This window comes from Priestia sp. D51 (genome assembly GCF_053345675.1).
The window spans coordinates 1,112,599-1,126,082 of the sequence record NZ_JBLTIR010000001.1; the positions used below are offsets into that span (position 1 = coordinate 1,112,599).

General features: G+C 35.5%; 17 protein-coding genes. 12 read left to right on the forward strand and 5 right to left on the reverse strand.

Annotation, left to right across the window (positions count from 1 at the left end):
• Positions 1-22 precede the first annotated feature (22 nt).
• The 10 genes from ACNHOZ_RS05860 (at position 23) to ACNHOZ_RS05905 (ending at position 7,159) form a co-directional block, all read left to right on the forward strand.
• Positions 23-229 carry a hypothetical protein gene (locus tag ACNHOZ_RS05860; protein ID WP_063247133.1) on the forward strand — a complete coding sequence of 69 codons (207 nt, stop codon included), beginning with the start codon at positions 23-25 and terminating at the stop codon, positions 227-229.
• Positions 230-362: 133 nt separating this feature from the next.
• Positions 363-545: a hypothetical protein gene (locus ACNHOZ_RS05865; RefSeq protein WP_243495027.1), complete on the forward strand. Its 183-nt coding sequence runs from the start codon at positions 363-365 to the stop codon at positions 543-545.
• A gap of 223 nt (positions 546-768) precedes the next feature.
• Positions 769-1,512, forward strand: coding sequence for an HAD family hydrolase (locus ACNHOZ_RS05870; RefSeq protein WP_338704943.1), 744 nt, complete (start codon positions 769-771; stop codon positions 1,510-1,512).
• A 118-nt stretch (positions 1,513-1,630) separates the two neighbouring features.
• Positions 1,631-1,819 (forward strand): hypothetical protein, encoded by a 189-nt coding sequence (locus ACNHOZ_RS05875; RefSeq protein ID WP_063247131.1) that lies wholly within the window; start codon positions 1,631-1,633, stop codon positions 1,817-1,819.
• A gap of 183 nt (positions 1,820-2,002) precedes the next feature.
• Entirely contained in the window at positions 2,003-2,341 is a 339-nt protein-coding gene (locus tag ACNHOZ_RS05880) for a CotD family spore coat protein (protein ID WP_168761152.1), read from the forward strand.
• A 201-nt stretch (positions 2,342-2,542) separates the two neighbouring features.
• On the forward strand, positions 2,543-2,650 hold the full coding sequence (locus ACNHOZ_RS05885; protein WP_016766356.1) for a YjcZ family sporulation protein: 108 nt from the start codon (positions 2,543-2,545) through the stop codon (positions 2,648-2,650).
• A gap of 285 nt (positions 2,651-2,935) precedes the next feature.
• Entirely contained in the window at positions 2,936-3,088 is a 153-nt protein-coding gene (locus tag ACNHOZ_RS05890) for a YjcZ family sporulation protein (protein ID WP_013058439.1), read from the forward strand.
• A gap of 191 nt (positions 3,089-3,279) precedes the next feature.
• The gene (locus ACNHOZ_RS05895) at positions 3,280-3,693 is read left to right on the forward strand and encodes a helix-turn-helix domain-containing protein (protein WP_243495025.1); all 414 of its coding nucleotides are present in this window, start codon (positions 3,280-3,282) and stop codon (positions 3,691-3,693) included.
• A gap of 1,383 nt (positions 3,694-5,076) precedes the next feature.
• Positions 5,077-6,435: an SLC45 family MFS transporter gene (locus tag ACNHOZ_RS05900; protein WP_447697060.1), complete on the forward strand. Its 1,359-nt coding sequence runs from the start codon at positions 5,077-5,079 to the stop codon at positions 6,433-6,435.
• 166 nt (positions 6,436-6,601) lie between these two features.
• On the forward strand, positions 6,602-7,159 hold the full coding sequence (locus ACNHOZ_RS05905) for a sugar O-acetyltransferase (RefSeq protein WP_394554056.1): 558 nt from the start codon (positions 6,602-6,604) through the stop codon (positions 7,157-7,159).
• Positions 7,160-7,290: 131 nt separating this feature from the next.
• Here ACNHOZ_RS05905 and ACNHOZ_RS05910 read toward each other — a convergent pair whose 3' ends face one another.
• Both ACNHOZ_RS05910 and ACNHOZ_RS05915 read right to left on the reverse strand, forming a co-directional pair.
• Positions 7,291-8,460: an MFS transporter gene (locus ACNHOZ_RS05910; RefSeq protein WP_447697061.1), complete on the reverse strand. Its 1,170-nt coding sequence runs from the start codon at positions 8,458-8,460 to the stop codon at positions 7,291-7,293.
• A gap of 81 nt (positions 8,461-8,541) precedes the next feature.
• On the reverse strand, positions 8,542-9,051 hold the full coding sequence (locus ACNHOZ_RS05915; protein WP_447697062.1) for a cyclophilin-like fold protein: 510 nt from the start codon (positions 9,049-9,051) through the stop codon (positions 8,542-8,544).
• A gap of 178 nt (positions 9,052-9,229) precedes the next feature.
• Between ACNHOZ_RS05915 and ACNHOZ_RS05920 the strand changes: the two genes are divergently transcribed.
• A complete protein-coding gene (locus tag ACNHOZ_RS05920; protein WP_447697072.1) occupies positions 9,230-10,132 on the forward strand; it encodes a LysR family transcriptional regulator in 903 nt (300 codons plus the stop codon).
• 529 nt (positions 10,133-10,661) lie between these two features.
• On the opposite strand, the gene ACNHOZ_RS05925 is transcribed toward ACNHOZ_RS05920, so the two are convergent.
• The 3 genes from ACNHOZ_RS05925 to ACNHOZ_RS05935 all read right to left on the reverse strand — a co-directional run bounded on the left by ACNHOZ_RS05925 (position 10,662) and on the right by ACNHOZ_RS05935 (position 12,021).
• Positions 10,662-10,937, reverse strand: coding sequence for a hypothetical protein (locus tag ACNHOZ_RS05925; protein WP_221832204.1), 276 nt, complete (start codon positions 10,935-10,937; stop codon positions 10,662-10,664).
• Positions 10,938-10,984: 47 nt separating this feature from the next.
• Positions 10,985-11,143, reverse strand: a complete 159-nt coding sequence (locus ACNHOZ_RS05930) for a hypothetical protein (RefSeq protein ID WP_155017460.1) — start codon at positions 11,141-11,143, stop codon at positions 10,985-10,987.
• Positions 11,144-11,256: 113 nt separating this feature from the next.
• Positions 11,257-12,021 (reverse strand): COG4705 family protein, encoded by a 765-nt coding sequence (locus ACNHOZ_RS05935; RefSeq protein WP_228123018.1) that lies wholly within the window; start codon positions 12,019-12,021, stop codon positions 11,257-11,259.
• Positions 12,022-12,531: 510 nt separating this feature from the next.
• Between ACNHOZ_RS05935 and mreC the strand changes: the two genes are divergently transcribed.
• Positions 12,532-13,323 (forward strand): rod shape-determining protein MreC, encoded by a 792-nt coding sequence (gene mreC / locus ACNHOZ_RS05940; protein WP_221832206.1) that lies wholly within the window; start codon positions 12,532-12,534, stop codon positions 13,321-13,323.
• Positions 13,324-13,484 lie beyond the last annotated feature (161 nt).

A 13,484-nucleotide genomic window follows, 5' to 3' on the forward strand; every position in this document is an offset into this window, starting at 1 on the left:
AATAGGGACAGGAGGTGTTTTAATGCCAAAGAAAGACTTTAAAGACGTTGATAATTCAGGAATTGCAGAAAGAGTTGATTATAACAACTATAAAAATAAAGATAGCCATAATGACCCTACGCTTAACCGTATTGTCGAAGAAGACGGACGTGCTCTTGACCCAAGGGAATCTTTAGAAAATTTCTTTACTGACCTTGAAGGCGAAGAGCCACAAGAAATTACAACGTAATAAAAAAAGTCAAAAATGGCGGATCTTTTTTAGCGAAAAGACCTATGAAACATAGCTATTTTTATTAGAGGATCTGCTGTAAACGAGTTAACATGATTTAAAAAAACGAGGGCTATTAATAGAGGTGAAGTTAATGTCGCATACAGAAACTGAACGAACAACGTATATGTATGATCCTTTCACTATACAAGGTCTTGAAATGAATATACCTAAAGAAAACGAAGGCAGCCAACCGCTAATAAATCGTTCAGGACTGAGTACCTCTATGTTCAAAACAAATATGAATAGAGAACATTTTGAACGTTATATTTATTAGCAGGAATATTCTGCAGCGTTTTATTTTATTAAAAAGATCCTTCTATTTTATATGTTAGAAGGATTTTTCCACTAAATATTCTTATTTCAGTGTAGTAATCAATTGCTTATTCCTAACACATTGGAGATTTTATCTTGGTTTTAGGTGTGCATAGGTAATAAAAGTGGTTAGTGTTTTTTCATATGTACTGTCCGTACATCCATTGTAGAAAGGATTTAACGAAATGCAGAAGCAAACCTTACTTTTTAATTTAGACGATACGCTTGTTCACTGTAATAAATATTTTAGAGACACCATAAATGCTTTTGTGGCTCAATTGCAGGAGTGGTTTGAGAATCTGACTAAGGAAGAAATAAAACAAAAGCAGTTAGAGATAGATTTAAAAAGTATCGAAAAGTATGGGCTTCACTCTTCCCGTTTTCCAGAATCATTAGTAGCTACTTATTTATTTTTTAGTGAACAAAATCATCAAGATATCCATGACGAGAGAGTCGAAAGAGTCAAAAAAATTGGCCAAAGTGTATTTGAAGTACCGATAGAGCCTCTGCCAAATATGTATGAAGTATTAGATAAGCTTAAAGAACAAGGACATAATCTCTACTTACACACAGGTGGAGACGAGGAAAACCAAGGTAGAAAAATTGTTCAGCTAGAGCTAGCTAAATATTTTGAAAAAAGGGTATTCATTTCTGAACAAAAAGATACATCTGCATTAAAAGAGATACTAAACCAAATTAAGTACGATCCAAAAAAGACTTGGATGATTGGCAATTCATTAAAAACCGATATAAGACCGGCAGTAGAAGTTGGAATACATGCGATTCACGTGCCTTCTGAACTGGAGTGGAGCTATAACCAAGTTGAAATTGATATTGCGCCAAAAGGTAAATTAATAACCGTTCATTCACTGCTGGAAGTTCCAGAAATCATTCAAAAGCACGCTCAAGAAACGGTTGTGTCCACCTAAGGTCATATGTAAACACAATATACAGAAACAGCTAACCGTTGATTAAACCTTACTCAACAGTAGTGAGATAAAGTTCTTATGTTTTTTCTAATCATAATATACAGAGGAGGTGACTGATATGGAAGGTCAATCCAAAAAATCAGAAAAGATGATATGTGAAGATCATAATTCTCCAGTTGATGAAAGAAGCTACGATTTATACGAAGCCACGCGTAATTCACTTTTACGTAATGAATTAGACGATAAAAACAAAACTATTTTAAATAATATTGATAACGGAGCGATGGATGTTAATCTTGAGGAATAATGGGCATTAAAAAACCTTTTATTTCTTAGTATCATAGCTATGTTACTAAGGATACACATTTTTTCTCTTAGTAAAAAAGCCCCTAAATAGTTAGGGTCTTTTTTAGGTATTTGTCCAAACATTCTATAGTTGTTTCACATACAGTAATAGGAGTCTACTAACAGAAAGGAGAAGATTTTTAATATGAGAAACAACTATCCTTATCAGCACTCTAATTACGATGGTTATCACGGCGCTATGTATCCTCAGCAAGGTAACTGCGGTTATCCTCAAGCTAAACCTTGTGGTCAATTGCCTCCTCAAACCATGCCTGCTCAGTATGACCCAGTTAAACAAAATACATCTTTTACTGGTCAAGATGTGTTTGTGCCAGTGGTGCATCCGAGTCATACTACAAATGTTTATCAAAAAAATTATAAATATATGCACTCATTCCCGCATACAGAATCCGTTGTATGTCAGGAAACGCACCAACATTTTTGTGCTCCAAGCTGTCCTCCTAGACCTCGTCCTTGGTGCTGATAGCCAAAAAAGCTCCTTCATTTTAACAATGAAGGGTTTTTACTATGTGACATTTAGGATGTTATTTAGCTATCGTTAAACAAAATAGCCCATTTTAGACCAAAATCCAATCGATATGAGCTGTGTCTACATATAATACCTTAACCCATGTAAGTTTAAAGTTTTTTCCTTTAGTTAAATATCACGAAAGGAAGTGTTTGTATGTCTAGTTATGGTGGAGCTGGTTCTGGTTTTGCTTTATTAGTTGTTCTGTTTATTCTTCTTGTCATTATTGGATGCAGCTGTTACGGCCGCGGATTTGGCTATTAATAAGAATAAAAAAGTCTTTCTCTAATTAGAGAAAGACTTTTTTATTCTAGGTTGTGCAGGGAGTGCTTTTATACGCAATAGAACTGATTGGGCGGAATTCAAACAATCTATTGCAGAGGGTGTACCACTCATATATGGGATCTGAGGATGCTTCATTGTATGTAAAAGAAACTAAAAGGTTATTGTTTTTTTTATAGTGATATAAAACGTAGTCTATCCACTTCGTGGAGCACATTTCGTTTTTTATCATATGCTAAATGTATGAAGAAGAAGGAGGTGGAGTTTATGTTCTTTGGCGGTTATGGCGGAGGTTGTGGCTATGGTTATGGCGGCGGCTGCGGTTACGGCGGTGGCAGTGGTTTTGCTTTAATTATCGTGCTGTTTATCTTATTAATCATTATCGGCTGTGCTTGTTGGGGAGGATTTGGCGGTTGCTAATTATTAGCCTGCCTTTATCTCTAACTTAAAAAAGTTAGCTTTATGCTAGCTTTTTTTCTGTGTTGAATTTGTACATGTCCAGTGATTACGCTTTATATTTGCCGCGTTAACCAATGGTTTACAGCTTGTTACTAAGCGTTTATGGAATTTTTTACATATTTATTGTAAGCTAAGCCTTAGAGGTGATGAGAGTGAATTTAGGGGAACAGCTGCAGAAGTTAAGGGAAGAAAAAAAGATGTCCAGGGAAGACCTAGCTGGGGAAATGAATGTATCTAGACAAGCCGTCTATAAGTGGGAAAATAATAAAGGGTATCCGGATATTGAGAACCTTATTAAGTTAAGTGAGCTTTATAATGTGACGCTGGATGAATTGATTAAGGGAGATCAGAAGTTTCAAAAGAAAATTGCAATAGATGAAGAGGAAGAGGAGCCAGCTACTCCAGGGTTCGTCATAGGGATTATCATTGTATTTATAGGAATATTTTTTGACTTGGGTAAATTTTCATTCTGTATTTCGATACTAGGGTTTGCAATTATGCTTTTTTATAACGAATTAAAACAAACGTTTTGGAGTATAAAAAAAGATTTTAAGGAAGAAAGGTAAGTGGACAGGCTTTAAGGAACCTTAAAGCCTGTTTTTGTACTTGTAGTCATACAAACATTAACATTGGCTATTATTTTCTTTTAGAGGGTTTATTAAATATGAGTAATATAGATAAAGATGTTAGTAGTAAGGAAACGAACGGTTTTTCACAAAATTTCGTAGTCTAATTCACAGTTTCGTCTGTAAACGAATGGTTTACGGGCGATTACCATACGTTTTCGACTCTATGGTTTTTTTGTATGATTTAGGTGTTTATGTTAAGTTATGGGTATCCTCTAATTGTTTTAGAAAGGAGTGAATTTATATCTTAAAAACAGCAGTTGCCTCAATCATTGGGGGGGGTTATTTAGCCTATGTGCAAAAGTAATGATGCATACAAGATGGTCAAAGTATTTTCTAAAAGCAAATGAAGCTACTTATAGGCCAATAAACTTTGTTTTTCAGGGAGCTTTGTTTGCGATTATCATGTTTATTATGCTTTCAATTGTAAAACCTTTTACGTAAGAAAATAGTGTGATAGCTAAAGGGATTAATTCTTAAACATTCCTATTGGTTACCAAAATATTTGCCCGGGAAATGGAGCGATGTTGTTTTCTCTACTGAACCAGCTATATACGGATATTAACAGTTTTTAGAAAGGAGTATCGGATGTTAGTTAAAGCACTAATTACAGCAATCATTGGAGGGATTCTGTTTCCATTGTTCTTCAAGCTATTTACCCGAAAATCCTTAGATAAAAAGACTACTAGACCTGTCAGTCAAGGATTTTTCTTCGCGGTTATCTTCTTTATAATCCTTATGGTTACAAAAACCTTCAGTTAAAGTTATATTACAGATAATCTCTGTTCTATTATGGATTGCTCCAGAAGGAAATTAAGTGGATTAAAGGAACTCAAACCCAAGGAATACGTATATTCTTTGGGTTTTTTATAAGATTTCAAGAGTAAAGCCTCCTTTGACTTAGAAATATTAAAGCAATGATAATGAGTATGTACGCATAGTGTCACGAGATTCGAAGGTCTTTAAATATTTAAAAAATAATTTGCGCAAACGATTGCATTAAATTATTAGTTTAGTATATAATGTTCAAATAAAAGTATTCTAATGTTTTTAATAATTAGATTTTATGAAACTTTTAAGAAGGTATAAGCGATAGTCAGCAGCTTACGGATGAGCAGATAGTGAAAATTCTTACATACTCAAACAGCATTTTTAGACAGGACTATTAGTTATGCCGTATTCCTGAGGTAATCTAGCAAAATAGAAAACAGCCAGCCAAAGACACTAACATTTACAGTATTCATCGTTGTTTTGAAAACGTTCACAACGAATGTCGTAGCACTTTATCTTTTGCGGCTATTAATTGAATCATAGGAGGCAGTTATGTTAGAAGAAAGAATCGTTGAAACCAGTGAAAAAAGCGTTCAGCCAAACTTACCTTATCTACCGATCAGTACCATATGGTTAATTAGTTTTGGATTTTTAGGTGTACAAATGGCATTCTCATTACAGAGTTCAAATATGGGACGCATATTTCAAACAATCGGTGCTGATCCAACTACATTAGGCTTTTTCTTTATTTTACCGCCGTTGGCCGGTTTAGTGGTTCAGCCCTTAGTTGGTTATTTTTCAGATCGTACCTGGATGCCAAGGCTTGGCCGTCGTATCCCCTATCTACTGATTGGCGCAATTGTAGCCGTAATTGTTATGTGTTTGCTGCCAAACGCCGGCAGTTTTGGTTTTAGTGCGGTGGCTGCTATGACTTTTGGCGCCATCACTATTTTGTTTATGGACGTATCATCAAATGTAGCCATGCAGCCATTTAAGATGATGGTTGGAGACATGGTCAATGAAGAGCAAAAAGGTTTTGCCTATTCTATTCAAAGTTTTCTATCAAACAGCGGTGCTGTGCTAGCCTGTATTTTCCCTTTTGTTTTAACGGTATTAGGCGTATCAAATAGTGCACCAAAAGGGGTAGTACCACAATCAGTTGTTATTTCATTTTATGTTGGAGCCGTTGTGTTAATTATTTGTAGTTTATTTACAATACTTAAAGTAAAAGAATATTCACCTGCAGAATTTGCAGCATACCATGGTATTCCAGATGAAGCTACAAAAGAAAATGTAAACGTTTTTAAACTGCTTCGCAACGCTCCAAAAGTTTTTTGGACGGTCACACTTGTTCAATTTTTCTGCTGGATGGGCTTTCAATATTTATGGACATACGGTACAGGTGCAGTCGCTGAAAACGTTTGGTATACGAATCAGCCGTCTAGCTCAGGCTATCAAGCAGCTGGCAACTGGTTCGGCATTTTATCAGCTGTACAGTCGATTGCCGCAGTCATTTGGTCACTAGTTTTGTCCCGCGTAGCCAACAACAAACGTAAGCCAGCATATGCCTTTAGTTTACTGTTAGGTGGTATTGGTTTTGGATCTGTCTTTTTTATTCACAATCAATGGACGCTGATTGCTTCATTTATTTTAATTGGCATCGCTTGGGCTGCTATGATGACGTTTCCGTTTACGATGCTTACCAACGCCCTGTCAGGAAAGAATATGGGAACATATCTAGGATTATTTAATGGAAGTATTTGTTTACCGCAAATTATAGCTTCTTGCTTGAGTTTTGCTTTGTTCCCAATAATCGGATCTTCTATGCCAGGCATGATTTTAATCTCAGGTATTTTACTTGCTACGGGAGCAGCGTCTGTTTCAATTATTAAGGAAACATATACAAACTAATTAGTAACTGTCCATGGTACAAAAGCAGCGTGGTTTCTTAGCTTTTTTGTGTTCGAGCTATTGACCGGAATCTATAAACATCTTATTTTTGTATTGACTATCATGATAGAATGTAAACGAATTCAATTTAGTGGGAAATTTGATAACAAGAATGGAGAATGAATCAATGAAAACTGAAAAAGAAAAAATGGTGGATGGCGAGCTGTATTTTCCAGCAGACCAAGAATTAGTAAAGGACCGGGAAGATGCAAGAAGGCTTGTTCGTTCGTTTAACGATACAGATGAGACGAATTATGAAAAGCGTACGGAGTTACTAAAGGAACTCTTTGGTTCAACAGGAGAACGTATCTACCTTGAATCCAACTTTCGATGTGACTATGGATACAACATTCACGTAGGAGAAAATTTTTATGCGAACTTTGACTGCACACTTTTAGATGGGGGACGAATTACAATAGGGAAGAACTGCATGATGGCACCGGGCGTACATATTTATACGAATACTCATCCTGTGAATGCAGAACAGCGAATTACAGAAGTTGAATATACCAAGCCCGTCACGATTGGAGATAATGTATGGATTGGGGGACGGGCTGTCATCAACCCAGGCGTTACAATTGGACATAATGCTGTAATCGCTTCCGGAGCTGTTGTGATAAAAGATGTTCCAGATCATGTAGTAGTGGGAGGGAACCCCGCAAAAATTATAAAGAAGTTGGATTAATTTCTAATATGCTACAAAAGCCTATTTGTTTTTAAAAAATCCGAACGAGTTAGGGTCTTGGTATGAAATCTAACTCGTTCGGATTTTTCATTTGTATGATAAACGTAACGAAAGAAAGTTGCGTTGATGTCTTATTTTGAAAGTTGACTTACAGGACGTTTCATATAACTTCTTGGTAAAATAAATACTACGCTCAATCCTAATGACAAGATGCCCACTAGTACAACGTATTGTATACCCATTCCTGATATAAACAGTCCACCTACGGCTGTACCAATGGTTGTTCCTAAGTTAACGGATGCTAAAAATAGTCCGTTTGCGAAATCAGGAGCTTCTGGAGCTGCGGAGGAAATCCAATATTGATTAATATTCGTTCCTATACCAGCAAATATTCCCCAAACTAAAGTCATGATAGCCATAGGCCAAGTAAACTGTCCGATGAAGAATAAAATGATGTAAACGATTCCCAATGCGAAAGGAAAAATGACTACAGTTTTAATGGCATTTTTCGTAAGTAATTTCCCTGCGATAATGTTTCCGATAATATTTGCCACACCGTACAGCACCAGCATGAAACTAATTAATTGTCCAGAGAGGTTCGTAACGCTTTTAAGATACTCAGCAAGATAGCTATATACCCCAAATACTGCTGAATTCAGTAAAAGGACGGCAATAATAGAAAGCCAAGTAACAGGTTTTTTTAATACGCTTAGCTGTGCTCCGTATGAAAGTCTTTCTGTAACAGGCATAGAAGGGAAAAATGCCCACGTAGCAATAAATACTATCGCGTTAATAACAGTAAAAAACGTCATGGATAGTTGAAACGAGACTGTACTTGCAAGAAAACTTGCGATCGGCACACCAAGTACCATACCTGCAGATACGCCAATAAAGACTTTTGAAACAGCTTTTGGAGCCTCTTCCTTGCTGACTGAGTTCGCTGCCATTGTAAAAGCTACTGAAAAATAAATTGGATGAAAAATAGCTGGAATCACACGCGCAATGATGGCAATAGCAAAATTAGAAGTAAAGATAGAGATAATGTTACCTAAAATGAAAATACCAAGTACAAGCAGCATTGCCTTCTTGCGATTGACTCCCGAAAATAATAACGGCATCGTTGGACCGGATATTGACACGGTAAGCGCAAAGAGACTCACCAGCCATCCTGCTTTTGATACACTGATATGAAAGTGATCCGCAATGTAGGGTAATATCCCTATAACGCCCATTTCGGTATTGATAATACCGAAAGCTCCTAAAGTTAAGACAAATATAAGTAGCTTAGTTTGTTTAGACATAAAATAAAGATCCTTCTTTCTAAAAAATGTTGTGTTCTAGTGGCTGTAAATCGGGTTGTTTAAAGGTGTATTGTCATGTTTTTACTGAGTCACTTTTTCAATTCTACCTGTAAAATCACCATCAACATTTTCAACATTTTCTTTTCCTGATTCAATTTGACCTAGTATGATAAGGTCGTTTGTAGCATCCTCAAGACCTTTGTAAAAAATAGCTACATTTCCCCAAGGAGCGTAATAAGCAAAGTCTCCTTTTTTGGATAGGTCTTCGGCTTGTACATCATCTATAGATAATCTTTTTTGTAAAATACTAACTTTCTCTTTACCTATATAATCTTCAAACGTTACGGTTAAAGGCAGTTGAACTAGAAAACCCTTACTTGCTGGGTTATCGTACATCCTAACAAACACTTCTTTGTTGTTGAACGTTAACTTTATTCTTGTATTTGAAATACTATCTTCTTCTATTTGTTCTGGTACTCGGTTTGAATGCTTACTGGCATTATGGTCGGTTGCAGAAGAATGATTGTTGCCGCAAGCAGCGAGTGCAGCGCTTATTACTAAGATAGAAGGCAGATGTAACATTTTTTTCATCTTAAGATCCTTTCCACATTGAATTATTAAAGATGTTGATGGTGTGATATGAACTTCTTTGTTGTTTATTCTAACGGCTTCTTCCAAATATAAAAAATACTTATATCTTATATCATGATATGTTTGATAAGCATTTCTGGAGTGTATATACTAAAGCTTATGAAAGGAGGAGAGGGATATAGAAATTCGAGTTTTGCGGTATTTTCTTACGGTTGCAAGAGAAGGAAACATCACGAAAGCCGCTGATGTTTTGCATGTGACACAGCCAACACTGTCTAGACAATTAAAAGATCTTGAACAAGAGTTAGGCAAAAAATTATTTATTCGCAGCAGTCACAGTATCATTTTGACAGATGAAGGAATGCTTCTGCGAAACAGGGCAGAGGAAATTGTTAATATGGTCGATAAATTAGAGGCGGAGTTTAGGTCCATGGAAGAAACAATAGGTGGTGATATTTATATAGGGGGCGGGGAGACAGAAGCAATGAAACATATTGCACGAGTCGCAAAAGATGTGCAGTTACGTTATCCAAATATACGATATCACCTCTACAGCGGAAACGAAGAAGATATAACGGAACGGCTTGACAAGGGGCTGCTTGACTTTGGCATTTTAATTCAACCGGCTGATATTTCAAAATACAATTATCTTAATATCCCTGCCAAAGATGTTTGGGGCGTTGTGATGAGAAGAGACAGTCCTCTTGCCCTCAAAGAAAGCATTCAAGCGGCGGATTTATTAAACGCTCCACTAATCTGTTCACGACAGGCCATGAAGCAGACATTTTCAAAAAATGAATTTTCGGATTGGTTTGGCGAAGACTTTCATAAATTAAACATCGTTACTACATACAATCTTGCATATAATGCGGCCATTATGGTTGAAGAAGGCATTGGGTATGCCATAACACTTGATAAAATAGTCAATACAACCACTAATAGTAACCTTTGTTTTAAGCCGTTACAGCCAAGACTGGAATCTGGTTTAAATATTGTGTGGAAAAAGCATCATGTTCTTTCAGCTGCAGCTGATGCGTTTTTAAAAGAACTGCAGGGGGAATTTTCACAAACTCTAAACTGACAGCGCATCGGTCTAGTTCAAACAAATGGATTAAAAAGACTTATCTATACGGTATGGTAGATAAGTCTTTTTACTGCGGGTATGGAGGTGATGTTAAGAGCCTTAGGATGTTTTATTAGGATGTATTAACTCCCATTCGCCAGGGTTAGTGTCATCTGGCGATAAACCGTTAATAATATCAAGGTAATGATTAGCTTTTTCGTCCATATATTTTACAGTTCTTTTAGCTTCCTTTACAGGGAGCGATTGAAGATAAAACAGACGTACCTAAAAATAGCAGGCTTGAACGAGTAAGCGATGATTAGAGACCGGTTAACTTTCATAGATCTTAATGGAATATAGATGTATAAAAGCGTAGCCTATCACGAGTTCACGCTTTTATAGTGAGAGCTTAAAACGTAGACTTCATTTTTCAAAGAAGAAATTTTTAAAAAGATAAGTGAGACGAACATTTCACCAATTTTTCACTATTAGATGCTAGTATAAATATCAGTAATGCAATACAACATTTTCTATAGAACTCCCCTATTTAGGCTGACCTTTTAAGGTGAGCTTTTTTTGTGTCTGTAATTAATATGCTCCATAGAATATGGAAAAAAGTAAATATAGGCACTCCAATAAAAGCGATAAAAGCTGAAGCAATAAGAGAAGCAATCCAATAAATCTTCCATTTGCTAAAGAATTGGTAAACTAATGTAAGTGTAACCGGGATAACTGCAAAATCAACGGAATGAAAACGATGAGTAAAGACCAATAATTGATGAGGGTAGCTCCATACGCCAAAGAACTTTCCGAGTTCATCCACAGTACCAACTAAAACAAAACTAATGAAAAATACTAAGAGAATAAATATTATTCGTTGTCGGTCAATGAGGAGATAAAAAACGAATAGAAAAGCGCACTTAAAATGATAATTAGCCACCATTGAGCACTAAATAAATCATGATGAAGCCAGTAATCATATTGTTTATCATTAACACGCTGGGTAAGAACTTCTAACTGATTAACCATAAACACCACCTCCTTACGAGTATGTGTGAAAAAGAGGTGGTTCATGCAATTAGTCACTTCGTTAGATTTTTTCTTTTTATGGGTTTTGTAATGTATTAAATAAAAAAAGAAATCTACAGCGCTTGTTCTGAGCTTACGTTATTTTGTTTAAATGTCGTATGAATCATAAAGGCAATAAGAATGGAGGCTAGGACTAGAGAAGAGCCTGCCGTACCTAAGTCTAAACCACCTTTTTCATGTGGCTTTGTCAAAAGATCTCCAAATGTTGCTCCGAAAGGGCGAGTCAAAACGAATGCTACCCAAAATAAAAACACACGAGAAATCTTTGTATAGAAGGTACATATAACAATGAATGCTAGTAAGCTGCCAATTAAAATAGCTCCACCTATATATCCAAGGCCAGACGTATCAGACAAAAAATCTCCTAAAGCTGTACCTAATGTGTTTGAGAAAAGGATGGCAATCCAATAAAGTATTTCAGCCTTGCGGTTTCTAATATAGTTGATATTTAATGAACGCTCGCTAAAATACCAGTATGCAAATATCGACAACAATATAGTGATTAATATCATCGAGCCTTTTGCGTAACCTAATGCCAGTGTACGATCCATAAAATCAGACATAGTTGTGCCAGCTACGCTAGTTGACAGAATAACAGTCCAATAAAGGGCCGGAATATACCTCTTAGAGCTTAGTTGAGCTACAAGTGTAATTAAAAATATGCTAAAAAAGATCAGCGTACTAACTGCATATCCAACTCCTAATGTTTGTGCTAACAAGTCACCTGCGGTTTCACCCAGTGTCGTAGCAGAAATCTTCATAATCCAAAAAACAAGGGTAATTTGTGCAATTTTATTCATTGGCGAAGATGCTTGCATTTTTAATTTTTCTCTCCTTCTTGTGCTAACTGTTTATTCTCTTAAATAAACGGCACACTTGCCTAACGTTTTTCTTAAAGAAATTTTTTAAAAGCTTCATCGCTGCAATTCAAACTGTACAGTCTTTTTCTAAAATCAAAATGAAAAATAAATAAGAATTTAATGAGATTTTTATAAAAAACTTTTTATTAATGTTTTAATTAAATGTTTTATCAACTCTGTTGCACCATGATGTTTTTATAAAAATAAAATATTTATTTTTTATCGGATTCTCATTTTAATTTCATTTAAATTTCATTACACCGTATTAAATTTAAATTATGTGAGCCAAGTTTTTTAAACATAACGTTATGCCTTCAGCTTTTGAAACTAGAAAATAAGTACAATTCATTAAAAGAAGGAGAACGTTGAATAGTTGTTAAGAGGTCAAAGATGATAATACTTAAGAAATTTTTAAGAAACAGCTAGTAAGATTATAAATAGCATGACTATTGGTAGGAAGGTGCCATTGTGATACGTTTTCAAAGAAAGAAGAAAAGACATACATATATTTTGATAGGAGGGATTCTTACTGTAGGAGGACTTATTTTTGTTGGAACCTTGTACAAAGGTAGCTTACTTTCTTTAGACAATCTTTCTTGGAGTGAACCTCAACAAGTGAGTCAATTATTTTCCACTTACAAAGAGAACTCTATCTTAAAGAATAAGCTGGCCACTGAAAATCAGGAGGAAGCAAATGCTTATAAGTTGGAATATGAAAATAAAGTCTTAAAAAAAATTTTAAAAGCAGAAGATCAGGTGAAAACCTATAATCCTGTAACAGCTACCGTAATTGGCCGCTCAACGAACAACTGGAACAATGAATTAACAATTGATAAAGGAAAGAAGCAGGGGTTAAAAATAGATATGAATGTGCTAGGTACAAATGGCGTCATTGGGAAGGTATCCAAAGTTTTTTCGTCAACCTCTATTGTAGAACTAATTAGCTCAAACCTTAGAACAAATCGTATGGCGGTAATGTTAAAGGATAGGAAAAGCGTGAATGGAACATTAGAAGGCTACGATGATAAAAAAGGTAATTTAATTATTAGAAAAATCCCTAGTGAGGCTGAGGTTAATGTAGGAGATAAAGTTCAAACCTCTCCTATCAGTTCAATCTTTCAAGGGAAATTAGCCTTAGGAAAAGTCATCAAAGTAAAGCCTGATGAATATGGACTAACGCAATTGGCCGTTGTAAAACCCTCATCCAACTTTAATGATATTAGTGAAGTAGTTGTTATTAAAGCAAAGAACAATGGGTAGGGAATTTAATATCACATTCTAATAGAAGTCTTTTATCTTATGTTTTTATGTTCAGCACTTAAAATTTTCTATAGTCCACTGAGATGTTGGTTTGTGATAGCTATACACTTCTCTTTATTATTGGAAAGAGCGATCGATATGCAAAGCAAAAATATAGAGAT

Bases quoted from the DNA above. Each gene is read 5' to 3' on its own strand.
- ACNHOZ_RS05860 (WP_063247133.1), top strand. From the start codon at position 23: ATGCCAAAGAAAGACTTTAAAGACGTTGATAATTCAGGAATTGCAGAA.
- ACNHOZ_RS05865 (WP_243495027.1), top strand. From the start codon at position 363: ATGTCGCATACAGAAACTGAACGAACAACGTATATGTATGATCCTTTC.
- ACNHOZ_RS05870 (WP_338704943.1), top strand. From the start codon at position 769: ATGCAGAAGCAAACCTTACTTTTTAATTTAGACGATACGCTTGTTCAC.
- ACNHOZ_RS05875 (WP_063247131.1), top strand. From the start codon at position 1,631: ATGGAAGGTCAATCCAAAAAATCAGAAAAGATGATATGTGAAGATCAT.
- ACNHOZ_RS05880 (WP_168761152.1), top strand. From the start codon at position 2,003: ATGAGAAACAACTATCCTTATCAGCACTCTAATTACGATGGTTATCAC.
- ACNHOZ_RS05885 (WP_016766356.1), top strand. From the start codon at position 2,543: ATGTCTAGTTATGGTGGAGCTGGTTCTGGTTTTGCTTTATTAGTTGTT.
- ACNHOZ_RS05890 (WP_013058439.1), top strand. From the start codon at position 2,936: ATGTTCTTTGGCGGTTATGGCGGAGGTTGTGGCTATGGTTATGGCGGC.
- ACNHOZ_RS05900 (WP_447697060.1), top strand. From the start codon at position 5,077: ATGTTAGAAGAAAGAATCGTTGAAACCAGTGAAAAAAGCGTTCAGCCA.
- ACNHOZ_RS05905 (WP_394554056.1), top strand. From the start codon at position 6,602: ATGAAAACTGAAAAAGAAAAAATGGTGGATGGCGAGCTGTATTTTCCA.
- ACNHOZ_RS05910 (WP_447697061.1), bottom strand. From the start codon at position 8,460: ATGTCTAAACAAACTAAGCTACTTATATTTGTCTTAACTTTAGGAGCT.
- ACNHOZ_RS05915 (WP_447697062.1), bottom strand. From the start codon at position 9,051: ATGAAAAAAATGTTACATCTGCCTTCTATCTTAGTAATAAGCGCTGCA.
- ACNHOZ_RS05930 (WP_155017460.1), bottom strand. From the start codon at position 11,143: ATGGTTAATCAGTTAGAAGTTCTTACCCAGCGTGTTAATGATAAACAA.
- ACNHOZ_RS05935 (WP_228123018.1), bottom strand. From the start codon at position 12,021: ATGCAAGCATCTTCGCCAATGAATAAAATTGCACAAATTACCCTTGTT.